Source organism: Lactobacillus sp. M0403 (assembly GCF_016101265.1).
Taxonomy (GTDB): domain Bacteria; phylum Bacillota; class Bacilli; order Lactobacillales; family Lactobacillaceae; genus Lactobacillus; species Lactobacillus apis.
Genome location: NZ_JACFQV010000001.1, coordinates 245,952 through 271,158 on the forward strand (window position 1 = coordinate 245,952; position 25,207 = coordinate 271,158).

25 protein-coding genes are annotated in these 25,207 nt (G+C 37.2%); 2 read left to right on the top strand and 23 right to left on the bottom strand.

Annotated elements, in window-relative coordinates; all coding sequences use genetic code 11:
* The first annotated feature begins 69 nt into the window (after positions 1-69).
* Positions 70-747, top strand: coding sequence for a C39 family peptidase (locus H3T48_RS01070; protein WP_198187847.1), 678 nt, complete (start codon positions 70-72; stop codon positions 745-747).
* Between the two features lie 217 nt (positions 748-964).
* On the opposite strand, the gene H3T48_RS01075 is transcribed toward H3T48_RS01070, so the two are convergent.
* The 11 genes from H3T48_RS01075 to H3T48_RS01125 all read right to left on the bottom strand — a co-directional run bounded on the left by H3T48_RS01075 (position 965) and on the right by H3T48_RS01125 (position 10,450).
* Complete coding sequence (locus tag H3T48_RS01075) at positions 965-1,975, bottom strand: SIS domain-containing protein (protein ID WP_122036047.1); 1,011 nt, start codon at positions 1,973-1,975, stop codon at positions 965-967.
* Between the two features lie 17 nt (positions 1,976-1,992).
* Positions 1,993-2,817, bottom strand: a complete 825-nt coding sequence (locus H3T48_RS01080; protein WP_122036049.1) for a PTS system mannose/fructose/sorbose family transporter subunit IID — start codon at positions 2,815-2,817, stop codon at positions 1,993-1,995.
* Entirely contained in the window at positions 2,807-3,574 is a 768-nt protein-coding gene (locus H3T48_RS01085; protein ID WP_122036051.1) for a PTS sugar transporter subunit IIC, read from the bottom strand. The genes H3T48_RS01080 and H3T48_RS01085 overlap by 11 nt, the downstream gene beginning before the upstream one ends.
* A 22-nt stretch (positions 3,575-3,596) precedes the next feature.
* Entirely contained in the window at positions 3,597-4,067 is a 471-nt protein-coding gene (locus H3T48_RS01090; protein WP_198187849.1) for a PTS sugar transporter subunit IIB, read from the bottom strand.
* Between the two features lie 17 nt (positions 4,068-4,084).
* Complete coding sequence (locus tag H3T48_RS01095) at positions 4,085-4,522, bottom strand: PTS sugar transporter subunit IIA (RefSeq protein ID WP_122036054.1); 438 nt, start codon at positions 4,520-4,522, stop codon at positions 4,085-4,087.
* 19 nt (positions 4,523-4,541) lie between these two features.
* Positions 4,542-5,240 carry a GntR family transcriptional regulator gene (locus H3T48_RS01100; protein ID WP_198187851.1) on the bottom strand — a complete coding sequence of 233 codons (699 nt, stop codon included), beginning with the start codon at positions 5,238-5,240 and terminating at the stop codon, positions 4,542-4,544.
* A 362-nt stretch (positions 5,241-5,602) separates the two neighbouring features.
* Positions 5,603-6,079: a threonine/serine exporter family protein gene (locus H3T48_RS01105; RefSeq protein ID WP_198183295.1), complete on the bottom strand. Its 477-nt coding sequence runs from the start codon at positions 6,077-6,079 to the stop codon at positions 5,603-5,605.
* A gap of 2 nt (positions 6,080-6,081) precedes the next feature.
* Complete coding sequence (locus H3T48_RS01110) at positions 6,082-6,858, bottom strand: threonine/serine exporter family protein (RefSeq protein WP_198187853.1); 777 nt, start codon at positions 6,856-6,858, stop codon at positions 6,082-6,084.
* Between the two features lie 11 nt (positions 6,859-6,869).
* Entirely contained in the window at positions 6,870-8,417 is a 1,548-nt protein-coding gene (locus tag H3T48_RS01115) for an ABC-F family ATP-binding cassette domain-containing protein (protein ID WP_046307793.1), read from the bottom strand.
* 419 nt (positions 8,418-8,836) lie between these two features.
* A complete protein-coding gene (locus H3T48_RS01120) occupies positions 8,837-9,196 on the bottom strand; it encodes a hypothetical protein (protein WP_198187855.1) in 360 nt (119 codons plus the stop codon).
* 45 nt (positions 9,197-9,241) lie between these two features.
* On the bottom strand, positions 9,242-10,450 hold the full coding sequence (locus H3T48_RS01125) for an LCP family protein (RefSeq protein WP_198187856.1): 1,209 nt from the start codon (positions 10,448-10,450) through the stop codon (positions 9,242-9,244).
* Positions 10,451-10,594: 144 nt separating this feature from the next.
* On the opposite strand from H3T48_RS01125, the gene pepF reads away from it, so the two are divergent.
* Positions 10,595-12,400, top strand: a complete 1,806-nt coding sequence (gene pepF / locus H3T48_RS01130; protein WP_198187859.1) for an oligoendopeptidase F — start codon at positions 10,595-10,597, stop codon at positions 12,398-12,400.
* 41 nt (positions 12,401-12,441) lie between these two features.
* Here the strand turns inward: pepF and H3T48_RS01135 are convergent, their stop codons facing one another.
* The 12 genes from H3T48_RS01135 to H3T48_RS01190 form a co-directional block, all read right to left on the bottom strand.
* Positions 12,442-13,584: an ArgE/DapE family deacylase gene (locus H3T48_RS01135; RefSeq protein ID WP_198187861.1), complete on the bottom strand. Its 1,143-nt coding sequence runs from the start codon at positions 13,582-13,584 to the stop codon at positions 12,442-12,444.
* Between the two features lie 14 nt (positions 13,585-13,598).
* Positions 13,599-14,348, bottom strand: coding sequence for an amino acid ABC transporter ATP-binding protein (locus tag H3T48_RS01140; protein WP_122036069.1), 750 nt, complete (start codon positions 14,346-14,348; stop codon positions 13,599-13,601).
* Positions 14,341-15,837: an ABC transporter substrate-binding protein/permease gene (locus H3T48_RS01145; protein WP_198187863.1), complete on the bottom strand. Its 1,497-nt coding sequence runs from the start codon at positions 15,835-15,837 to the stop codon at positions 14,341-14,343. The genes H3T48_RS01140 and H3T48_RS01145 overlap by 8 nt, the downstream gene beginning before the upstream one ends.
* Before the next feature lie 175 nt (positions 15,838-16,012).
* Complete coding sequence (locus H3T48_RS01150; RefSeq protein WP_074425877.1) at positions 16,013-17,242, bottom strand: lactate oxidase; 1,230 nt, start codon at positions 17,240-17,242, stop codon at positions 16,013-16,015.
* A 173-nt stretch (positions 17,243-17,415) separates the two neighbouring features.
* Positions 17,416-18,213, bottom strand: coding sequence for a metal ABC transporter permease (locus H3T48_RS01155; protein WP_074425878.1), 798 nt, complete (start codon positions 18,211-18,213; stop codon positions 17,416-17,418).
* Positions 18,213-18,833 carry a metal ABC transporter ATP-binding protein gene (locus H3T48_RS01160; protein WP_198188303.1) on the bottom strand — a complete coding sequence of 207 codons (621 nt, stop codon included), beginning with the start codon at positions 18,831-18,833 and terminating at the stop codon, positions 18,213-18,215. The genes H3T48_RS01155 and H3T48_RS01160 overlap by 1 nt, the downstream gene beginning before the upstream one ends.
* A 56-nt stretch (positions 18,834-18,889) precedes the next feature.
* Positions 18,890-20,038, bottom strand: a complete 1,149-nt coding sequence (locus H3T48_RS01165) for an SLAP domain-containing protein (RefSeq protein WP_370567512.1) — start codon at positions 20,036-20,038, stop codon at positions 18,890-18,892.
* A gap of 13 nt (positions 20,039-20,051) precedes the next feature.
* The gene (locus H3T48_RS01170) at positions 20,052-20,942 is read right to left on the bottom strand and encodes a metal ABC transporter solute-binding protein, Zn/Mn family (RefSeq protein ID WP_198187871.1); all 891 of its coding nucleotides are present in this window, start codon (positions 20,940-20,942) and stop codon (positions 20,052-20,054) included.
* Between the two features lie 229 nt (positions 20,943-21,171).
* Entirely contained in the window at positions 21,172-21,897 is a 726-nt protein-coding gene (locus tag H3T48_RS01175; RefSeq protein WP_198187873.1) for an LrgB family protein, read from the bottom strand.
* Positions 21,894-22,343, bottom strand: a complete 450-nt coding sequence (locus H3T48_RS01180; RefSeq protein WP_198188308.1) for a CidA/LrgA family protein — start codon at positions 22,341-22,343, stop codon at positions 21,894-21,896. Before H3T48_RS01180 ends, H3T48_RS01175 begins: the two co-directional genes overlap by 4 nt.
* Before the next feature lie 156 nt (positions 22,344-22,499).
* A complete protein-coding gene (locus tag H3T48_RS01185) occupies positions 22,500-23,237 on the bottom strand; it encodes a LytTR family transcriptional regulator DNA-binding domain-containing protein (protein WP_198187875.1) in 738 nt (245 codons plus the stop codon).
* Between the two features lie 12 nt (positions 23,238-23,249).
* Positions 23,250-25,007: a LytS/YhcK type 5TM receptor domain-containing protein gene (locus H3T48_RS01190; protein WP_198187877.1), complete on the bottom strand. Its 1,758-nt coding sequence runs from the start codon at positions 25,005-25,007 to the stop codon at positions 23,250-23,252.
* Positions 25,008-25,207 lie beyond the last annotated feature (200 nt).

Genomic DNA, 25,207 nt, shown 5'->3' on the forward strand with positions numbered 1-25,207 from the left:
TTGCTTTTCTTCTTTACCATGTGGTTAAATAGCCCTATGAGAAAGAAAAGAACACTTACCCGAAAAATTATGTATCTACTTCTGGGTGTAATTTTTTTAGGACTGATCTTCGCAGTTCTTAACTCAAGAGCATTTCAAGACCGCTACGATTGGTTAACCTTGAAGTCAGAACAAAAACTTGATGTACCACTAGAAAATCAGTACCCTGACCTGCCAAACGGTTGTGAAGTTACTTCACTATCCATGCTATTGCAATATTATGGCTTCAAGGTCAATAAGCTGGATTTATCAGAAAATATCAAACACGTTGCTTCATACACAGATAACGGTCAATACCGTGGTAATCCTCATGTTGGCTTTGTCGGATATATGAGCCAAGCCAACGCTGGCTGGTGCGTTTACAACGAGCCCCTTGAACAGGTTGCACGTAAATACACTAATCGAGTACAAAACTATACCGGCCACGACTTTATTCAGGTCCTGAAACGTGTTTCTGAAGGCCATCCTGTTTTGATTATCACCACAATCAAGTTTAACCGTGTCAACGACATGCAGATTTGGGACACTGCTCAAGGAAAGGTCCATGTAACTCCTTCTTCACATGCATGTGTAATTACAGGTTTCAATAAGAAAAACGGCACAGTGCTAGTAAACGACCCGTTTGGACATAAAAACAAGGTAGTCTCATGGAAGAACTTGGAAAGTAGTTATATTCAGCAAGGTAAACAAGCTATCTACATTAACTAAAAACGCAGTCCCAGTTTACGTGGGATTGCGTTTTTTGATATTTTTGATAAGCAAAGTTACTAAAAATGTTGCTAAACTAAAAATAATGATCTAGCATAGTGTAAGTATAAAAACAAAAGGAGCTGCCCTATCAGCCGACCAAAGTCAATAGAACAGCTCCTTGTTTATTTTATATTAGAGATGATTGAGCCTTTGCTTAATCATTTTTTTATTACAATTAATATTTAAATTGACGGTAGTATCTACGCATATCTAAGTCATGTCCTGAATGAGCTTCTAAGTGTTTTGCAATTCTACCATTTAACATAATAGTTGAAATAATTGGTGAAATAACTGGCTCAAATTCTTTATCAAAGCCATCAATCATATGATCCTTAATATCAAAAATAGTATAGTTATTATTTTCTTTCTTTAGAAATGCTTCAACACGATCATCTAGAGGACGATACTTTCCTACACCTTTAACTAAAAATACTGGAGTATCTTTTTCTACTAGTTCCAAAGTTCCATGGAAAAATTCAGAAGATTCAACAGCCTTTGTCTTCATCCACTGCATTTCTTCAAGGATACACATTGTATAAAGATAAACTTCTCCCCAGAGCTCTCCGCCGCCAATCCATAACTGATAATCAGTATTGTAATATTTAGCAGCGATTTCTTCAGCAGTGTCATCGTAATCTTTTTGGACTTTAATAATTCCCTCGACCATATTTGCTTTAACTTGATCATAAAATCTATCAAAATCAAAATCACCATGATCTGCTAATAAACCATAAAAGACGCCATATATACTTAAGTATTCAAATTCTACTCCTTTAAATACTTGTAGAGGTATTCTCCAATCACAAAGTTTTCCTACAGGTGAATCCTTGCTCATTACCATTGCTGCAATGCGAACATTCTTTTTCTTTAGCCACTTTTCAACATTGACAATTTCAACAGTATCACCTGATTTTGAAGCTGTAATAACAATTGATTTGTCGGTCAAATGTGGATTGTCTGTTAAAACCAATTCCCCAGCTTGTTCCAAGTAGATGGGTATATTCGTATATTGCTTAGCCAAAGTTACAAAATTCATCATCATTGAGTATGTTCCACCCACACCAACAAAGAAAATGTTATCAAATCCTTGCTTTGTAATTTCGTCGGCTATTTTTTTCCCCTCAGCCATAGCATTTACTTGAGCAGTAAGATCTTTTCTATATTCTGTCTCGTCAAACTTTAACATGTTTATCTCCTATATTCTTAATTAACCTTCAAGATACCAAACTGCGCACAAATTATTCCAAAGATGGCAGTTCCAATAATTAACCAAATGACATTAACTTTTTTCTTTAGTAGATAATAGTAAACTCCTGTAAAAGCTAAAGGCAACATTCCTGGTAATATCCCATCTAGTACATCCTGAATTTTTGTTGCTCCTGCACCAGTACCAATTTTTAAAGTCGTACTTACAACAACTAAGTTGTTAATCATGCCACCGATTACCATGACACCTAAAATACCGGCTGCAAGCATGAATAGTTTCATTTCGCCCGATTTTTGAATTCTATCAATATATGATGCACCTAATTCATAACCTTTAATTGACGTATAGTAGCGCAATATAAATGTTGGAATATTAAAAATAAGGAAAAATAAGATAGGACCTAAAATGTTGCCTTTTATTGCAAGTGATGCACCTATACCTACAGCCAAAACTCTTAATGTGCCCAAAATTATAGAGTCACCTAAACCACTAAGTGGACCCATTAGGGCTGCTTTAACGGCACTAATTGAAGAAGTATCAAAATCTTCACTTTTAGCATTCTCTTCTTCCATTGCTAACGTGACACCACCAATGAAGGGAGTTATGTGTGCCGTACAATTGAAGAACTCTAAATTTCTTTCAAGTGCATCCTTATATTTTTCGGACTGTCCTTTATAAATCTTCTTCAAGCCAGAAGAAATCATAAACTCAAATCCCATATGCATTTGCCGTTCATAGTGCCAAGAAAATTCCATTGGCAATGATCGCCAAAACATTTTTCGTAAATCTTTTTTGTCTAGCATTCTTTTATCAGAAGTCATCGTCCTCACCTCCTTCAGCAGCTACACTAGTATTCTTATTAAGGAATCTAACCATTACTACAACAAAGATTAGTCCAAGCAATGCAATTCCAATGACTGGTAATTTAAAGTATGCAGAAAGCAAGAAGCCCAAGAAGAAAAATGGTACAACTTCTTTATTCATAATCATTTGTGCCAGCATTGCAAAACCAATACCTGGAAGTAAGCCAGTCGCAATTGTTAATCCATCTATAATTGCCTTTGGTATAGCGTTGATTAGAATTTGAATTCTATTTCCACCAGCTAAATATCCAAAAAATACAATGATAGCTAGCATTAGACACATCAAAAATCCTGCAGCCATATGTATTGTATTAACAGCATGAGCATTACCTTCTTTAGCATACTTATCAGCTAATTTACCCATCATTGGTCTAATTAAGGCAAACATAATATTGTCAAAAATCAGAGCAAGTAATGCAATTGGAAAAGCCATAGCAAATGCTACAGATGGACCTTTACCAGTCTGAATTGCAAATGCTGTTCCCAATACTCCACCAACAATAACATCTGGTGGAATATAGGCGCCGACTGAGTAAGAACCTAAAAACGCAAGTTCAAGGGTAGCTCCAATCGTCACTCCCATTGAAACATTTCCCATAATTAAACCAACAAGTGGTCCCAAAATTATAGGACGCTGAAACTGGTTTGTTCCAGTAGCAAGATCAAGCTTACCGACGAAGGCAACTAAGGCTAAAAGAAAAGCCTTTAAAAACATAATAATTAACCTCCATTAAACTTTAGATAATATTTTTCACATTGACCTTTGAATCACTAGGAACCATTTGAATATTTATATCAACGCCTTCATTCAAAAGATCACGTAGCATATCCCTTTCACTAGATGTAATAGCGATAGTCTTTGAAATGTTACTCTTGTTTGGTCCTGGAAGTGTGCCACCTAAATTAAGCGTTTTAATTTCAGGATAGCCATCAATGATCTTTTTGGCACTTTCAATACTTCCAACAACAATAAAGAGTTTGTATTTATCAGTCACTCCCTTTTTTAAAGATTTAATTGCTTCATCAACATTCTTGATAACCAATTTAACTCCATTAGGTTTTGCCAATTTCATGGCTGATTTTTTTAATTCATTCGATGCTGTTTCATTATCAGCAATTAAAATGCAATCTGCAGACAAAGCTGAAGTCCAAGAAAAGGCAACTTGACCATGCAATAAGCGATGATCTACTCTCATCATTTTTATCATTTTAATTATCCTTTCTTTTAGAAATCATCATCTTTTTGAATACTTGAGTTTATAAGATTATCATCACAATATTTAATTGAATCCTTTACATCTGAAACAACACTCTTCACAATTTCCTCAACAGATTCATTTTGACGCATATCGACTTTGCTTACTAAGTCTAAAACCAATGCTAAGTTCATTCCTGTTATCAAATAAACGTTGCTACCATTGGTATATTTTAAAAATTCATTATTTACACTTCCACCAAATAAATCTGTAACAACAATAAGTTCATTACTTTTGTTTTTTTCTATTAAATTATGAGCTGTATCGACTAAATTGAAGTCTTTTTCCACGTATGTATCTATGCTGGTCACATTTTGTGCATCACCATAAATTAATTTCAGTGAACTTAAAACACCAGAGCCTATCTTCCCATGACCAATCAAAACAATTTCTATTTTTTTCGACATGCTCCCTCCAAAATAATTATTAAATGCCAACTATTAACTCAAAGTTAGCATTAGGACCATATATAACTGTCACTTTCTCTAAAAGACCCCCTTTCTCGTCAAGAATTTCACCTTTTATTTTTAAAAGAGGAATATTCTTATCCACTTCTAGCAAATTTGCTTCTTCACTAGTAGATAGAACAGCACTGGAAGTAAGCTGAGCGGTAGTTGGATTAGACTGATATTTTTTCCGTAAAACCTCATACAAAGAATTTTTCTCAAAATCATATGACTCTAATCCTGGATATTTTTCGAGACTAATAATAGTTTCATCAAGCGTTAGCCAATATTTCTTTTCACTAATGCTAATTCCCCTCAGTCTCTGCAAATATAATTCTTTACCATCATTAATAACTTCTTTTTTGATTTCTTTAGTAATTGGTTCACTACCCATCTCATATGCATAATCCGAGAATCCTTTGTAATTAATGATATTAATTACCGGCTTGTTACTTTTTACAAAAGTACCTTTACCCTGAACCCTTTCGATTAACTGCATACTAGTTAGATCTTTTAAAACTTTCTGAATTGTTGATCTAGCAACTTGATAGTGCTTGGCATATTCACTTTCCGACGGAAGCTTTTCACCAATTTTCCTATTAACTAAGATGTCATTTTGAATATCTGACAAAATTTGTGTACGAATGTTACTATGACTTTTCTCTCGGGATAATTCCATCCTGTTCTCCTAACATGATTACTCGACTAATCAAGTTAATAGTAAGCGCTTAACTAAATGCTGTCAAGTACATTTTTAAGCCTATTAGCATAATTAGTTTTAAAATAGTATTACATTAACTATTTTAATATTATTTAAATGATTCTCAATAACTTAGCCTTTAACTGGTTTTAAATAAATTTTTGATAAAACAAAAAGAGCAGATTCAATTAAGAATCTGCTCTTTTTAAATCGAGGCCCATTAAAAAATAGGTGACTACTTCTGTTCACATCAGGTTGGTCAAGCACCAACACTTCCCGTGTCTGCCAATTAAGGCTGGTGTCCTCATCCAAATACGCATCTCGCGTTTTGTCGACTCGTATTAACTATTATACGAATTTTTCTTCTCTTTGTAAAATTTTTTTGCTCTGAAAAAAATCTCGACAAACATATTAGACAGTAACATCCCTAGTGCGATTGAGCCTGTAACAATAATCACTCTTAAGGCTGAGTCACTCGCACCATTAATATTTCCAGCTGTTAATTCCCTAACGGCTTGATAGGCTGGCACACCTGGAACTAATGGAACGATTGCTGGAATATAAAATACAGATGCGGGACACTTTTTTCTTCTAGCAAAAACAATTGCCAAAATTCCAATTGCAAATGAGCCTAGGAGGTTTGATATTAATCTACCCATTGATGCTCTCATTGCTAACCAATAAATAATCCAACTAACTACTCCGCTCACTCCCGCCAAGTTCAGTACTCGATGCGGAACATTAATGGTCAGTGCAAAGCCAACAGAAGCAAGGTAGGCAAATAAGATATTAATAATTAACTCTAACCAAAATGGCATTTTTAAGCTCCCAAAAATTTCAATATAATACCTACTCCACCACCAAGTGCAAAGGCGGTAAGCAAGGCTTCACAAATTTTAACCATCCCGGATAACAGATCACCCTTAAACAAATCACGTAGCGCGTTTGTTAAGGCCAACCCTGGCACTAGTGGCATCAGTGCTCCCGTTAAAATATTGTCGATAATCATTGCCGGAAAAAGGTGAACTATTCCAACCGCGATTGTCGTCATAATCATCGCCGCGACTAATTCAGCTAAATATTTAACCTTTGTAAATCGTTTAAAGTAATATGCTGAAACAAACCCAATTGCACCAACAACTGCAGCAGCGGGGAAATCAAGCCAATCATAGTTTTCAATAAACATTACCATTAGCGTCGCACTTAAAACGGCAGCGCCAATTACTTGTATCCACAAAGGAAAAACTGGAAAATCGCCATTAGCAATTTTATAAACTTGTTCTTTTACTTGCGGCAAAGTGATTTTATGTGCGGCAAAATCACGTGATAATGAATTAATGCGGTCAACTAGTTCCAAGTTGATATTCCGCTCATGAACCAAAATGCTTTGGCAATAGTTCCCTCGATCCAAACTCATAAAAATTCCTGTTGGCACGATAAAGACACGTGGATCAGGTTCGCCGGCGGTTTTTGCGATTCGCACCATTGTATCCTCAACACGATACATCTCACTACCGCCTTCAATCATTAGCTCGCCAACTGTTAAGCATGTATCTAGTAAATCATGGTAAAAAGAGCTATCTTGCTTGCTAGACATAATTTTTTCCTCTAATTATTATTCATTGTCTCAATGTCAATCGTCTTATCAATCCAATTACCTTGGAAAAAATCACGCTCATGACTAACGATAATTACTGCACCTGGGAACTTCACGATTGCATCCCTAAGTGCATCTTTTGAATCACGATCCAAGTGGTTGGTTGGCTCATCCAAAAATAGCAGGTTAGCCGGTTCGAACTGCATTTTTGCCAACTTAACCTTTTCCTGTTCCCCACCGGATAGCTTTTTCAGCGGACTCATTGCCTGTTGCGCAGTTACACCCAGTCTAGCTAGGGCCCCACGCAATTCTTTTGGCTTGATTCGTTCAAAAATCTCCTGCAAGTATTGTAGCGGTGTCATATTCTTATTTGGCCAAGCTAAATCCTGCTTAAAATATGCAACTTTTGCCGTTTCCGATAGTTTAAATGAACCAGAAATTGGCTCTATTTGACTAAGTAATGTCTTTAATAAAGTCGACTTACCGATCCCATTAAAACCAGTAATTGCAATTTTTTCATTACCACCAACTGAAAAATTAAATGGCTCCTTTACGATTGCCTCATCATAACCAATAACTAAGTCTTGGGTTTGTAAAAGCAAGTTGGCAGCAGTCGCTACATAAGGAAATTCAAAATGTGGTTTGCGGTTACCCTTAGGCGGATTCAATACGTCCATTTTAGCCAGTTGACGTTCACGTGACTTGGCACTCTTTGAACGGGTACCTGCTTTATTTTTTCGAATATAGGCTTCAGTCTTAGCGATTTTTCGTTGCTGGTTAGTATAGGCCTTTAGGTAAGTTTCCCGATTAGCCTCTTTTTGACGCATTGCCTGTTTCAATGTACCCGTGTAACGAGTAATTGTGCCGAGGTCAATATCAATAATGCAGTTGGCAATTCGACCAAGAAAATCATAATCGTGACTGACAACAATAAATGCTCCGGCAAATTCGTTTAAGTAATCGACTAACCAATCGATGTGTGACACGTCAAGGTAGTTAGTTGGCTCATCCAAAAGAAGAACATCAGGATTTTGCAGTAGCAACTTGGCTAAAATAATTTTCGATCTCTGACCACCTGAAAGCTGACTAACGTCATGTTCATAGCCCAATTCTGCTAGCCCTAGTCCAGAGGCAACACGTTCGATTTCGGTATCAATTCCGTAAAAGTTATTTTCTTCTAAGTATGTTTGAATCTTTCCTGCTTTTTCCAGTAACTCATCGTTACCGTCTTCCGCATATTCCTCATACAACTTATTTAGTTCCTCCTCTTTTTGGTATAGCTTTTCAAAAGCTGTACGTAAAAACTGTCGAATGGTCACACCAGGTGCTAATTTGGCATATTGGTCTAAATAGCCAACTGTCACACGATTTTGCCATTTAATCTGACCCTCATCAGGAAGAATTTCACCAGTCAAAATTTTAATTAAAGTTGATTTGCCAACTCCGTTTTGGCCGGTGACTCCCATGTGGTCTTCTTTATTGAGCACAAAATTGCCATCCTGATACAAAGTCTTATCTTCAAAGCCCTGACCTAAATCTTTAACTGTTAGTAAGCTCATTGTGCATCTCCTTTGGGTTAATCAAATTATATAGTAAAGTAATCTTTTTTGCTTCCAGTTTTAATTAATTACATCCGAAATAAAAAGGCGGACGTCTTGCCCACCCTTTTATTTTCATCTTATTCCAAGTGCTTTTCTTTAGTTGTAATTGCTAGGATTTTTAATCATCCCTAATAACAGCTGTCTGTTTTAGACTATTAGCTGCATATAAGCCAAAATTAGTCTTAAGTCAAAATTCTTTTGTCTTATTAATAGTCTGCGTACTGTTTCATAATTATCTATTATTGCTTAAATCAAGTCAAGACTATCCAAAGCACCGTTGCAGTTGGCACAAAGAAAGAATACATTTGATTGGTAAAATTTTGTGTCTTAAAGGTGGTCATAAATAAAAGATGTCTGACTTTTCGTCAGACATCTTTTTATTTTTGTTCCTGCTCATACTTTTGCAGAGCATCTAGAACTTTAGGCCAGTAGCGTTTGGGCAAGATTAACTGCAATTTATCATTATAGATAGGAAAATCACTTGCTTTCATTCCTGTTATTTTCGCCAAGTCCTCATCGGACAAATGAAATTCACGTGCAATCCGTTTAATTTCATAGGAAGCATGCCCACGAAACCATGAAAGAGCAAAGAAGAATAATGCGAAAATCCCAGCAACCATGACAGAGACAGGGAGTGTCAAATGTAATGATCGCAGACAAATAAAGAATGCTGCAATAAAGCCAATTAGTGCAGACAATACACCATAAATGATGGGAAAAAGTGCCTTCTTTTGCATTTCGTTCTCCTTTTAGTTTCACTTAAATAACTTACTTCAAAAAATTTACTGCCCTGTAGAATTATCATTGCCTGTACTATTCCCAGTATCAGAAGAGCCATTAGTATTATTGGTACTATCAGTGCTTTCATTAGTAACAACAGAATGGTAAATTTGATAATTAGTAAACGGATTAGGATCCTTCCAATTAATGTGATTGTTTTGCTCATTCAGCTTATTGAGTTTAGTTTCATCATTATCCAAAACTTGTTGTTCTAATCCTAAATTGGCACGCATTTTGTTTGAAGCTTTTTGTAATTCTTCAGTTGATGCAACCTGGATTGAAGAACCATTAATCCATGCATCGTGACCTTGAATATACCCGCTGCTAATATTTTGTGAACATCCCCGGTAAGTTAACGCCAAAGCCAGCATGTCATTGAAGGTTAAGTTAGTTCGGACATATTTATTAAAAATCTTAACTAGCTTGCGGTAGTTAGCAATTGAATCAACAGAAACAGCCTTGTGTACGACAGCATTAATTACTTGTCGTTGCCTCATTTGGCGACCGTAGTCTCCTCTAGGATCGTCATGACGCATACGGACATAAGCCACAGCATGACGACCATTCAAATGCTGCTTTCCTTTATGGAAATCACACCAGTCATAAGAGAACTTAAATGGGACATTAACGTCGACACCACCAACAGCATCAACTAGGCTCTTTAAGGCCTTCATGTTGACTTCGACGTAATAGTTAATCGGTACGTTTAACAATGCAGATACGGTATTCATTGACGCTTTACTGCCACCGATACCGTAAGCTGAGTTAACCCTAAACATATTATATTTGTCCCCAGGATCACCCAAAATGTTGGCTAAAGTATCTCGTGGAATCGAGGTCATTGTTGCCTTATTTTTACCTGGATTAGCCGTTGCCAAAATAATTGTATCAGAATTACCCTTGTCATGACGTCCCTCAAGCCCCTGATCAACGCCAAGAATTAGAACTGAAATAGGTTGCCGATTAGCGATTCGAGCAGAGGTAGCGGTGTTACCGTCTTGCCCATCGATGGCACTATGCAAAGCAAAGTACATATGAGCTGCCCAAGCGAGTCCACAACTTAAGCATAAGACAGCTACAATACCGCAAATTCGAGCAATTACATTACCCGTCATTTTTTGTGCTGGTGAAGCAAAAACATGATTGCGGTGAAGATTTAGAGAAGATTGATGTTTACGATAATCTTCTCTACGTTTTGAACTTGGTTCCATACCTTTATTCAATTCCCTTCATAATTATCCAAGTTTATTTGTATCACTTTCAAAGTTGAATTAGAATATTACCAAATATAATTAATAATATCTTATTTTTTATTATTTGGCATAACTATTATTAGCACATGTAAGGAGATTTTTATGGCTATACCTAAAAGAACAGAAGTCCCAGAAGAACTTAAATGGGACTTAACAAGAGTATTTAGTTCAGATAATGACTGGGAACAAGAATATACTCTTATCAAAAAAGAAGTGCAAGACTTAAGCAAACTTAAGAAAGATTTTACTAAGGACGGTCATTATCTGTACGATGGCTTAACTAAGATTTTGGAAGTTGGTCGCCGTTTAGAAAAAGTCTATGTTTATGCAACAATGTCCAGCGACGTTGACTCAAGCGACTCACACTATCTTGGCTATGTAGCTCAGGCTCAAACCTTAGCAAGCCAATTTGAAGCAGCCACTTCCTTTATGAATCCTTCAATTTTAGAGCTCTCTCAAGCCAAGTTAAAACAGTTTATGGAAGATGAGCCTAAGCTAAACAATTACGCTCATATGCTTGAACAAATTATGCAGCAAAAGCCGCATACTCTTTCGGCACAGGAAGAAAAAATAATTGCTGATGCTGGGGATGCCCTTGGCACTTCAGAAAACACCTTCAACGTTTTGACAAATTCAGATATGGAATATGGTTACGTTGAAACAGATGATGGCGAAATGGTTCAGCTGTCAGACGGACTTTATTCCAATCTCATTCAATCGCAAAACCGTGAAGTGCGTAAAAATGCCTTTGATGTAATGTATGCTACCTATGGCCAATTTGAAAATTCACTTGCTTCAACTCTTTCAGGAGTTGTTAAACAGCATAATTACTTGGCTCGAGTTCATAATTATGACTCTGCACGCAGCTCAGCTTTAGCAGAAAATCACGTACCTACTGTTGTCTATGATACTTTGATTAGTGAAGTTGACAGTCACCTTGATTTACTTCATGACTATGTTGCTTTGCGCAAACAAATTCTTGGACTTGATGATCTACAAATGTGGGACTTGTATGTTCCACTAACTGGAACACCGTCATTGTCATATACTTTTGAGCAGGCAAAAGCAGAGGCTAAAAAAGCCCTAGTTCCATTAGGAGAAGATTACTTAAAGCAAGTTGATTATATTTTTAATAACCGTGTAATTGACGTCGTTGAATCACAAAATAAAGTTACTGGTGCTTATTCTGGTGGCTCTTATGATACAGATGCTTATGAGCTTTTGAACTGGGAAAATAATATCGATTCACTTTACACCCTTGTTCATGAAACTGGCCACTCTGTCCACAGTATGTACACACGTCAAACTCAACCTTATGTTTATGGCGATTATCCTATTTTTGTGGCTGAAATTGCATCAACCACCAACGAGAACATTTTAACCGAGTACTTTTTAGATCATATTACTGATCCAAAAACACGTGCTTTCGTGCTTAACTACTACCTTGATTCGTTTAAGGGAACATTATTCAGACAAACTCAATTTGCTGAATTTGAGCAATACATTCATGACTTAGATGCCAAAGGTGAACCATTAACAGCAGACACGCTTGATGACTTCTATGGTAACTTAAATCAACGCTACTACGGCGATGCAGTTGAACCAGGAAGTGAAATTGCTAAAGAGTGGGCAAGAATTCCACACTTCTATTACAATTTCTACGTTTACCAATATGCAACTGGCTTTGCAGCAGCAACTGCACTAGCCAATAATGTTGTGCACGGTACATCAGAGCAAAGAGAAGCTTATATTAACTTCTTAAAATCAGGTTCAAGTGATTATCCAGTCGAAATCATGAAAAAAGCCGGAGTTGATATGACTAAACCAGATTATCTGGAAGAAGCCTTTGAAACCTTTAAAAAGCGCCTAGCCGAATTCAAAGACATCATCAAAAATGATTTTAAATAAAAATAAAAACCACTTCATATTTTGAAGTGGTTTTTACTTGCTTAAGCATATTCTTGCCAAAATTTCCGTGCAATTGCTTGGTAAAGCTGACATCCCACAAGATAGTCATCAACTTTAACAAATTCATTCGGCTGATGTGCTGTTAGACCATCAGATGGTCCCAGAATAATGATTGGAAAAGCGCCAGCCTGAATATATTCTGATGAATCTGTTGCGCCAGTTCCTGCAGTGAAATCACAGGAGCGATTAAAATCATTTTGAACAACTTCCTGAGCCAATTTTGCAAGCTTTGTCCCTGCCTGACTTGGGAGTGGAACTTCAGGGAAACTATAGCGAATTGTTAATTCCGCACCCTGTTTATTGAGTTCAGCAATTAAATCTTCTAGTTCCTGATAAATTTGATCATTAGAATAAAGTGGCGTTGTTCGAATATTTCCTGAAAGCCATGCACTATCAGGGACCGAGTTAATTTGACTACCACCTTGGATCTGACTAATGACATGGGTAAGCGAACCTAAGACTGGATCTTTTTGGTCATGACGGTCCATTAGTTCCTGTACACGCTGGGCAAAAGTGACCAATGGCATAATTGCATTGCGTCCTTTTTCAGGTGTAGAAGAATGAACACAAAGACCTTTAGAAGTAACATAATAGTCAATCACGCCTTTGTGCGTAACACGGACGTCAAAATTGGATGGCTCACCGACTATTAATCCATCTAAGTCGTTTGCATAGCCTTCTTTTGTTAGCTGGGCTGCACCATATTCACCGGTCTCCTCACCAACGGAAGCTAACAACCTAATTCGACCTGATAGTTCTTTTCCACCATCTAATAAATCGAGCATGGCTACAACCATGGCAGCTAGGCCTGATTTCATGTCGCTAGTTCCACGGCCATAAATTTTGCCATCTTGAACCGTCGCTTCAAAAGGCGGATACTGCCAGTTCTCTAATTCTCCTGCGGAAACAACATCTTCGTGTCCTGAAAAGCCAAGCAAGGGGCCATGGCTTCCCATTGTAATAACCAGATTATCACGTCCTGGAGCATAAGATACACGTTCTATTTCTACGTCATATCCTTTAAAAAGATCTGTTAGGTAATCTGCAACTAAGCTTTCATGATCATTAGCCGAATCAATTGCAATTAAATCGGTCAAAATTTTAAGTGCTCGTTCTTTTTCCACAGCTTTATCCCCTCTTATGCTTCAAGTACCTTAGCTAAAAAGTCTTGTGCACGTTCAGTCTTTGGATGCTCAAAGAACTCTTGCGGTGTTGCTTTTTCTTGAATATAACCATCTGCCATAAACCATACTTCATCTGCAACATTTTTGGCAAAACCCATTTCATGGGTAACAACAACCATTGTCATTCCTTTTTGAGCCAAATCCTGCATAACCTTAAGTACTTCCCCGACCATTTCAGGATCTAATGCTGAAGTTGGCTCATCAAAAAGCATTACTTCAGGATCCATTGCTAATGCACGCGCAATCGCTACACGTTGTTGCTGTCCACCAGATAAATTAGCTGGAAAAGCCATCGCTTTTTCTTCTAGTCCAACTTGTTTTAAAAGTTCAACAGCTTTAGCGGTTGCTTCCTCATCACTAACGTTTTTAACTTTCATTGGTGCTAGCTTAATATTTTCAATAATGTTCATATGTGGAAATAAGTTGAATTGCTGGAACACCATGCCCATTTTTTCACGCAAGGTATCAAGCTGTTTTTCGCTTAAAGCAGTTAATTCTTTATCTTCAAACAGTACTTTGCCTGCAGTTGGTTGATCCAATAAGTTAAGGCAACGCAAAAAAGTACTCTTACCAGCTCCTGATGGTCCGACTAAACAAATAACCTGGCCATCTTTAACTTCTGCATTAATGTCTTTTAAAACTTCATTTTTGCCAAAAGTTTTCTTCAAGTGTTCAACTTTCAACACTGGCGCATTTTTAGTCATGATTCATTTTCCTTTCAAAAACTTTCATTAAGCTAGACAAGCCAAAGGTTATGATGAAGTACAAAATCATAGTGATTACTAATGGCATGACTCCACGGTAAGTATCAGCTTGGACAATTCTTGATTGGTAAATCAGATCCTTTACACCGATAACCGATACAATGGAACTTTCCTTGATTAGGGAGACAAATTCATTACCAAGTGCTGGCCAAATATTCTTCATTGCTTGCGGCATGATAACATAGCGCAATGTAGCAGTCTTAGACAATCCCAATGAGCGAGAAGCCTCGGTTTGCCCAACTGAAATTGAGCTAATTCCCGACCGAATTACTTCAGCAACGTAGGCCGCCGAGTTCAGTGAGACCGCAATAATTCCTGATAAAAGTGCAGGTATATTAATAACTAAGCCTAAGCCAAAGTAAATGAATAATAATTGCACCATTAATGGTGTGCCACGAATGAATTCAATATATGCGGTAGCAATTGAGTGCGCAATTTTATTGTGACTTAAGCGCATTAAGGCTAGGATTGCTCCTAAAAGAAAGCCGAAGAAAACTGAAATTGCTGAGATAAATAACGTGTAGCCAACACCAGCAATAAAGAAGTCCTTGTAGGCCCACATCGAGTTGGAAGCCTTAACCTCTTTTTTAGTTTTGCCTTTAGCAATATATTTACCGACATTAGGTAAATATACTTTAGTTACTAATTTCTTCTTTTTAATTTCATCGATTGATTTATTAGCAGACTTAACTAAACTTTTAGCGCCTTTATGAAAAGCTACAGCATTACCTTGAGAAGGTATTTTAAGTCCAGAAGGTATTGATGTTATGCCATCAGTATTTTTCGCAAAAGCAGCAGCAGATGCAGTATCAACTAGAACTGCATCAAACTTGTTAGTTTTCAGGCCTAAAATAAGATCATTGGTCTTATCCATTGTTTTAATTTTAGACTTTTTGGCTTGTTCCTTAAGCAGTGTGGCTTGCATACTACCAGTTTGTGCACCAATCGCTTTGCCACTAAAGGACCGATAATCATGGAATTTACCTTTGTCGGACTTTCTAATGATTAGATCTTGCCCACTTTTATAGTAAGTTTGACTAAAGTCAACACTTTGCGCCCGCTTCGGTGTTGCGGTCATTCCAGAAATGACCATATCAATCTTACCTGTCTCAAGGGCAACCAATAATGAATCAAAGTCCATCGTTTTAATGACTAGCTTAACCCCCATGTCTCGGGCAATTTTGCGGCCAACTTCGATATCCATACCCATTACTTTGGATTTGCCATTCACATTTTGGACAAATTCATAAGGAGGAAAATCGGGGCTAGTTCCCATAACCAACTCGCCCTTTTCCTTGACCTTTTTCAAATAATTATCCGTTACTTTTGGGGCTTGCGTACTTTCGGCAGCATTGACAGTTTGTGGCACTAACGCCAACATCATCATTGCTACCAAAAGCGCTTCAAGCCATTTCCACGCTTTTTTCATTATTCCTGCCCTCCGAGGTTAGTATAGTTATTGCAATTATAATAATATGAAAATTAGAATACAACGATATATTTGAGTTATTTTCTCATTTATCATATTTTATCGCAAAAAAAAGCCTTGTCGCATATCGATTTACCCAATATAGACAAAGCTCCTTGATAATCTTATTTAATTATTAATGGTGTGAAGCACCTGAAACTGCATCAGCTGCACTTTCTTTCATTTGGTTTTCTGCAGTTACAGGATATGGCTTGATTCTTGAAGGATCAGTGTTTGACTTCAAGTTATCAGCTGCGTAGTTGATGTGCGTAATTTTAGCGTGCTTAACATCTTCAATTGTCTTGCAACCAGTCAATTGCATATCAATCAATAATTCCTTATTGAGTTGTTCAATTACTGATTGCACACCTTTAGCACCACCAAGAGCTAAACCGTAAAGGTATGGCCGACCAACACCAACAAGATCTGCACCAAGTGCTAAAGCCTTAAAGACATGTGAACCACGACGGACACCTGAATCAAAGACAATAGGTACACGATGGTTAACTGCCTTAGCAATTTCTGGCAACATATCGATGGTAGCTGGACCACAATCAACTTCACGTCCACCGTGGTTAGTGACATAAATACCATCAGCGCCAGCACCCATTGCTAAATATGCATCTTCAGCACAAACTACACCTTTGACAAAGACTGGTAAGCCGGACATTTCCTTAATTCGTTTAACATCCTCTGGACCAATCTTTTGTGCAGATGAAGCGTACATTTGTGCAACCGTTTGACCTTCACCTTTACCACCTTGGTAACGAGTGAAGAAATCTAGTGGTACAGGATAGGCAAAGTTAGTCCTAAGGTTAGCTTCGCGATAACCAGAAACAAGTGCATCAACCGTCAAGAAAATACCCTTGTATCCAGCTTTTTTGATTGCTTCAAAGACCATCTCGTTAAAGTCCCAATCCTTACTTAGGTAAAGTTGGAAAAAGCGTGGTGCATCTGGAGCTGCTGCCGCAATATCTTCAACGCTCTTATTAGCATATGTACTTGATGAAAAGAGTGCGCCGGCTGCTGCTGCACCCTTTTGAGTAGCAACTTCTGCATCCTTGTGAGAAATACCATGACATGCAATTGGTGAAATCATGACAGGCGTCTTGAGTTTCATCCCCATGAATTCAGTATCAAGCTGTGGATTATCCATATTTGTTAATGCACGTGGCACAATTTGGAAATGGTTAAATGCAGCAATATTATTACGCCATGTCCATTCATTTTCAGAACCTGAAGCAATGTAGTAGTATGCACCCTCTGGCATTACTTCTTTCGCACGCTCTTCAAGTTCATCAAGGTTAATCATGTCGATTGCTTCATCCCGATCGCTTTGGGGAAATCCATTATAATATGATGTCATTATAAATACTCCTTTTTAACTTTAAAAATGTTATAGGTCTATTATACATGCAAACACTTACAAAAGTTAGTGACAATTGCAAAAAAATGTTAAAATATCAACCTTTACAGCGCTCATTTTTTCACAAGCAAAAAGAGGAATCTATTATTATAGACTCCTCTTTATTATTTTCCTTATAGGCTACGCTTAATTAAATGGGTGAAGTAAGTAACAAGATAGATCACTACTTCAATCACTGCAATAAAGAAAGTTACAGGTAAATTAGTAATAAAACCAAGATACAATCCTAGCCAAACCCCAATTAAAGCGAAGAAAACAGACCACGCAATCATTGAGCCAATTGTTTTACCAATATAATTGGCTGTTGCGGGTGGTAAAGTGAGCAAAATGAAAACTAGCAAGGAACCAACAATTTGCGCACCAATCGAAACAGACATTGCCAGTGCAATTAAGAAAATCACGCTGACTAAACCAGTTTTTACTCCGTGAGCTACCGCTCCAATATGGTCGAATGAATCAAAATTGAGGGACCTTTGAATACTAAAAATCATTAGTAAAACAATTACTGACAAGACTACCAGCTGGATAACCCCCTGCTTGTCAACACCAACAATACTTCCAAATAAAATATTAGTTGCGTAGTTGCTGTTTGCACCAGAAATTGCTAAAAATAGTACCCCTAGTCCCGTGAAGAGTGCCGAAATTGCACTAATTGATGATTCTTTTTGATCACTGTGAAGTGATAACTCACCAACACTAATTGAACCAAGTAGTGTGAATAGTAACATCCCCCAAAGTGGTCCAATTCCAAGCCATACAGCAAAAGCTGCACCTGCGAAACCAATCTCAGATAATGTGTGTGCCAAAAAGCTAAAATTACGGGCAACTACATAAACACCTACAGTACCACACGTTATTGCAATAAAGGTACTAGCCAAGAAGGCGTTACGCATAAAATCAAAAGCAAACATTATTCATACGCCTCCTTAAATTGAGCCATTTCACCTTGTTCAATGTGCCCATTAATTAAATATAAATAGTTCTGCATATATTTTTGTGCTAATGCAACATCATGGGTAACAAATAAAACAGTAATATTATGTTTTTCATTTAAATGTCTAATTAACTTCATCAGTTCGTCTTTAGCCATAGGATCCAGACTCGCCGTTGCCTCATCAAGGATAATTACGTTCGGGTGATCAAGTAGCGCTTGTGCTAAATAGGCGCGCTGCTTCTGTCCACCAGAGGCTTCACCCATCCTGGTATGCCTAATTTCATATAAATTAGTTTCCTGTAATTGATTCTTGATGGCTTCTTTAACTTCACGCTTTTTAAAAGTTGGCGCATTTAAACTAACAAAAGCCTCAATTGATAGAGGATATTCCGCATCAATATTACGAAACTGCGGTACATAACCTAGCCTGACACCATCCGCAAACTTAAAAGAGCCTGTTGTTGGTGCTAGCATTTTCATTAAAATACTAATTAAGGTTGTTTTGCCTGTACCGTTTGGTCCTAAAAGAGCTGTTGTTGAACCTTTTTCTAAATTAAAATTGAGGTCCGAAAAAACAGTCTTTTTATCAAATCTCATTGAGAGATTTTTTACTTCTAAAATGTCAGACAATTTTCTCTCCTTAATAATATCTTTTACTTAAAGTTTCCCACTTTAATGTATTGATCTTCATCAATAATATAATACTTACGACCGTCTATCTTTACTCGGCCACCGTATGTTCTAACATAACTGCCACGTTTGAATTTACCAGTACCAACACGTTCGCCATTACCATCATAAATATAGGCATTATGCGTTAAAAGCTGCAAGCTTCCTTCAATATTGGTTGCGACAACATATTGATCTGTCCCAATTTGGAAATACTTTTTGCCTTTAATAGTTTTGGTACCATAAACGCTTAACTTTGTTCCAGCCTTCTTAGTAGGTTGCTTAGTTTTTTCACCATTACCATCATAAACTAAAGCATTGTGCATCAATAACTTAGTATCAATCGGCTTGGGTTGTTGTGTCGGTTTAGGCGTTGATGGTTTTGACGGTGTAATAGGTTTTGACGGAGTTGGTGTCGGTGTCGTAGAACCCGTTGCCCCGTTGTCATAATAATATTTAATCAGGTCGAAGAAATCATCCATTGAATAGCCCCATTTAGCAAAATAGCCATCTGGGTCGCCATGATCTGTCCCGCCTAAGAATTTAGAAACTGCTGCGTGTGACCAAACGGTTCCTTTACCAGTATGAACAGCATTAACAGGAGCAAGATTATACTGGCGCATAATTTGAGCAATATAAATTGCATCATTGTTGATGCTTTTGGCAAAGTCAGCTAAATTATTATCTTCACACAGTTCAACTTGGAAAAAACGGCTGTTGGCAACTGGGCCAGCACCCCAAACACCATGATCTGGTGAAGTCATCTGGATTACACCAGTTTTATCCACAAATGCATGAACATAAGAATAGATATTCATCCACTCACGGTTAAAATAAATTGCTTCGTTATATGCAGAAGCTCCTGGTGTAGCAGTTTCGTGGACAACCACACCTTCGGGCTTACCGTAGCGGTAATTCACAGGATTGCTGGCATAAAAATCATTATATTTTATGCCTTGCTGCTGAAGCATTTGATCAAGGTAAGTTATACCACCATAGCTATTTTGTTTAGCCATATCATTAATCGAGCTTGCCTGAACGATCGCAGAATCATTTGCCGTTGCGACCGCCGTAAGCGGAGCCGCCATTCCTGCGGCCACAGCCATAGCAGCAATTATTTTCCTCATTTTTATTCCCTCTCAATAACTATTTCTTGGCTACATCAGCCAACTTTTGATAACTTTCAGTCATCCAATCAAGGTAAGTCATCTTAGTCGGAATCGTTTCTCTAACCTTTAAAACTGGTATTTTATTCTTTTTTGCCAATTTAATAAAATTATTAACCGTCGTACTCGAAGTCTGCTCATTATCAACAAAGAAGGCTATCTTGCGCTTCTCAATTCCATGCGTCATTTCTTGAACGGTCGCAGCACTAGGATCTGTATTATTTTGAATTGCTTTTTCAAAGTCCTGGTTTGCTACCTTAATATTAACAGAAGATAAGGCATAATCAAAAACAGGTTCACTAACATAAACCGGTTTATCAACCTGATGCTCTATTTTTGCCGCATCTTTTTTGATTCGGTCAATCTTAGCTAAATACTTCAATCCATTTTCACGGTAGTAATCAGCATGTTTCGGATCCTTTTTACTTAGTCGCTTAATTAAGTAATTAACATACTCTTTTGGCATGTTCAAATCAAACCAGATATGAGGGTTATCACCCTTTTTGCGTCCCATTAGGTCTTCACCAACTTTAACTGGCTCTTTTTCTACAGAAGACGCAAGTTTATCCATCCAGCTATCGTAGCCTAGCCCATTTTCTATTACAATATCAGCACTTGATAGAGCCTTGGCATCATTAGTAGTTGGCTCAAAATCATGCGGATCCGCACTAGGATTTTTAATGAGGGCTTCTGCCTTACCATATCTTCCAACAACGTTTTGCGCAATATCTGCATAAACGTTAGTTGTTGTCATAATCGAAATTTTGCTGCTACTCTTCTGTGGCTTTTGCGAACATGCCCCTAGGGTGATTGCTAACACGCCAAATAAAACAGTTACAGCAAAAAATTTCTTCAATTTTTCAAATTTCATCTTGTTAAAAAAACCTTTCAATTAATAATCGGCTTTTACCCCGTTATCACATAGTAAGTCGTAGATTTGTATTTTCACTTACTATTAATAACCATTATACAGCAATTGAAGTTACTTACAAATAATAACCAAAATTAGCTCTAATAGTTGCTGGTAAACAAAAAACGTGCGACCAAAGTCACACGTTTTACTGTGTAAGTAAATGTAAAATATATAATTAATCTAGAAACTATAACCCAATCAAATGAGAAAAGATTGGAACCAACAGGTTATCAACTACTGCAGTTGCTACAACTGCAACAGCTGCCATTGCTCCTTGAACTGAACCAAGTTCTAGAGCAAAAGCTGAACCAATCGTATGACCAGCAGCTCCTAAGCCAAGACCAGTACCGAGCGGATCACTATTTAGGTTAAACCACTTAACCAGCTGCTTACCGAGAGCATAAATTACCACTGCATTAATAATACATGCCATTGCAGTTACAGATGCATTGCCACCGATTGAGGCGGTAAGTGGCATCGCAACAGCTGTTGTAGCAGACTGACTAAGCATTGATTTAACGCCAACATTATTAAGCCCTACTGCTTTGGCTACAAGAGTAATTAAAATCATTGAAATAAACGTTCCAACAAATAATCCTAAAATAATCACTAACCAATTCTTCTTAATTACGTCATTACGTTTATACAATGGAACAGCGAAAGCAATTGTAGCTGGTGTAATAAACCAAAAGATAATGTCACCGCCCTGCTTATATGCTTTGGTATAAACAGCAGCTGTCGTTGTGCCAAGGCATTTAGCTAAAACAATAAGGATTGCTATGCCCAAAATCATGCTAACAAGTAAAGGCTGGAAGAGGAAAAAGCCCTTAGACTTTTTGAATAGCCATTGACCGATTAGAAAGACAATTAATGATAAAAACACACCAAATAGTGGCGTAGTAAGATATCTCATTGTTTTGCACCTCTTACCTTTTCACTCTTATCAACATCAAGTTGACTACTATTCACTTTATTTACAATCCAACTAAAGAATTTCGTAGTATATGCAGTTACAACCAATAAAATGATTGTTGAAGCAACTATGACAATTAGTAGTTGTACACCCTGCTCCCTCATAATTTTCAAATTGGCAGCAAGTGAAATCCCGGATGGCACAAACATAAAACTAATTAATGAAATTAGCGCACTACCAAAGGAATCGACCCACTCAAGTTTAATGACGTGAGTAGTCAGTAATACATAAAGTAAAACCAAGCCAATTACTGGTGTTGGTACCGGAAATGACTTCGGCATCAAATCAGAAATAATCTGTGAAACAAATAAAATCGTTGCATAAATCAACATTTGTACCAATATTGGAGCCGATTTCTGCTTCTGACTTTCTTCTTTTTTCATAATGACATTTCCCTTCTTATTACATCTCGTTTGCTTTCAGTATTAAGATTAGACTATTCCTATGCACTTGTAAGCGATTTAACTGTGAACTGCAAAAAAAGACCCGTGAACTGCACTCAGACAATTTCACAAGTCCTTTTAAAAATCTATTCCGCTAAACTACATACCTAGTTTTTCATTTAATCCCTTACGGTATGAACGGCCGACCTGGATTTTTTCACCGTTACTCATTATCAGTAATAAAGTGTGGTTGAACCATGGCTGGACTTCTTTGATGTCTTCCACATTTACAATTGCGTTGCGGTGAACTTGCATGAAACAGGAAGAAGTTAGTTTACCCTTAATCCAAGATAGTGTTTTCCGCGTTTCATATTTATCTTTGTTAGTTGAGATGGTCAAAACACCGTTATCGATTTGTGCACTGACAACAGACATTTTCTTAATGACAATATTACGATCATCAAGTTCGATGCTTAAAACTTCTCGATCAGAATTATCTTTCTCTTTTGGTAACGGCTTTTCAGTCTTCAAAATATTAACTGCCTTATGCAATGCTTGATCGACTCTTTTTTGTTCAAACGGCTTCAAAATGTAGTCAATCGCACCAACATCAAAAGCTTTAACAGCATATTCATCATAAGCAGTTGCAAAAATAATCATCGGTGAATATGATAATTGCGTCAATTCATTAGCTAGTTCAAAGCCATTTTCTTCATTCAAGGAAATATCTAAAAATAGCAAATCAATCCGATTCTTTAGTAAAATTTTCTGTGCATTTTTGATGTCTTCTGCTTCAAACAGCTTGAATTCTTGTCCTTGCAGACTTGAACTTTCTTTAATCAGATATGATAATTCTGCGCGTGCGAGCGGTTCATCATCAACTACTAAAATGTTCATTTGACCTCTCCTTTAGCTTTGATTAACTGACAGCTTACCATATTTTAACGGGATTTCTGTCTTAAAAGTTGTGCCATTTGCTCCCGTACTGATTTTTAACTCACTGCTAGTACCATATAAACCAACAAGGCGCCGGTTTAAATTATAAAGAGCTAGACCACTACCTTTAGTTTCATTAATTTGTTCTTTTCCCAGTTGCTTTAGTATCTTAGGATCAATTCCTATACCATTGTCACTAACTGCGATTTCTAAGTTATCCCCACTCGCAGCTAAGCTTACTACAATCGTGTTGCCAGTCTTTCTTCCCTTAAAAGCATGTCTAATTGCATTTTCCACAAAAATCTGCAAACAAAATGAGGGCAACATGGTGTTTTCAGGGACACTAATTTGATAATTAACAGTAAATTTGTCAGGAAAACGCAGGCTTTCAATCCCCGTATATGCATCAACGTGCTGCTTTTCTTGTTCAAGGGTAATTTCTTTTGCCTGCCCATTTTTTAAGCTAGACCTAAAAAATGTGCTTAGCTCCATCAGCGCATCATGGGCTTTATTAACGTCTACTCGCATCAACGCAATAATTGTATTAATTGCATTAAAGAAAAAGTGGGGATTAATTTGTACTTGCAGAGCACGAATTTCAGCTTCATTCAGTAAACTGGTTTGTTGCTCGGTAATGCCAATGGCAAGCTGCCCCGAAAAAATCATCGCGAGTCCCTGAACTAGATTTTCCTCGACCACAGTCATTTCTCTTTCTTCACAGAAATAAAGCTTTAAAGTCCCGACTGTTTTATTGTTGACTTGAAGCGGACAAACAATCGCTGAAGTTAATGGGCAATCTTGATGAGGACAGCCAATTTCACTTTTATTACGAGCAACTTTTTCTTTTCCAGTAGCAATTACTGTTTTTGATAAATCGGTAATTACAGCTTCACCAGCAATATGATGATCCTGTCCTGCTCCCACATGGGCTAAAACATTAACGCGATCGGTCAGACCAACCGCATCAAACTTGGTGTACTTTTTGATAATTTTACAAACATGTTCAGCCGAATCTGAATCAAGACCATGCCGAAAGTACGGCAAGGTTTTATTTGCAAGCTCCAAGACATCCTTGGTCTGAACGGCTCGTAATTGACGCTCATTTGACAAATAAGTCTTCAAAATTTCAATAAACAAGCATGAACCTACCGTATTAAGTAAGATCATTGGAACAAAAATCAATTTGATTAAACCAAAGCCGTGAAAAGCGAAAATGAAAATCATTTGAATTAGTTCTGCCAAAAGCGACAAAACAGCTACCCAAAAGGTTGACGGGTATAAATTATTTTTCTTAACTCGGTCCCCTAAGACCCCAATTAAATAGCCAATTAACACTGAACTAAAAATATAGAAGTAATCAGAAAAACCACCAAAGATTACCCTGTGCAAGCCACCAACTAAACCAACTAGCATCCCAACATAAGGTCCAGCCGTGAGACTCGCCGTTGTAATTACTAAAATACGTGTATTAGCAATTGAGTCCGTCTGTGGCAAGCCCGTAATAATTAATGGAGTAAAAATTTCCTTTGAGCTTGAAATTTCGACTCCCGTTAGGTTGGCAACTACAACAAACAAGGAAAAAATCACAAACAACCAAATTTGCGATTTCAGTGTTCTCTTTTCAATAAGATTTCTGAAAAAGCGCATGTTAACGAGCAAGAAAGCCAGAATCATAATAATTCCTAAGCGTTCAGCTAACAGAATAAATAGATTAAACACAATAATCTCCATTCTATACTAGTGCATAAAATTCCCTTTTTACCATTTTAGTATCCCATATTATTACTAAACTACACAGAAATCGTCTCTAAAAGCTTAAATTAAATGCCTAATGGATAAAACCTGTCACTTAACTTGTCTACTAATTACAAATTAGGTAGTTAGTTTTTTACACAAAAATACGCCACCCTCAAGTGACGCATTTTAAGATT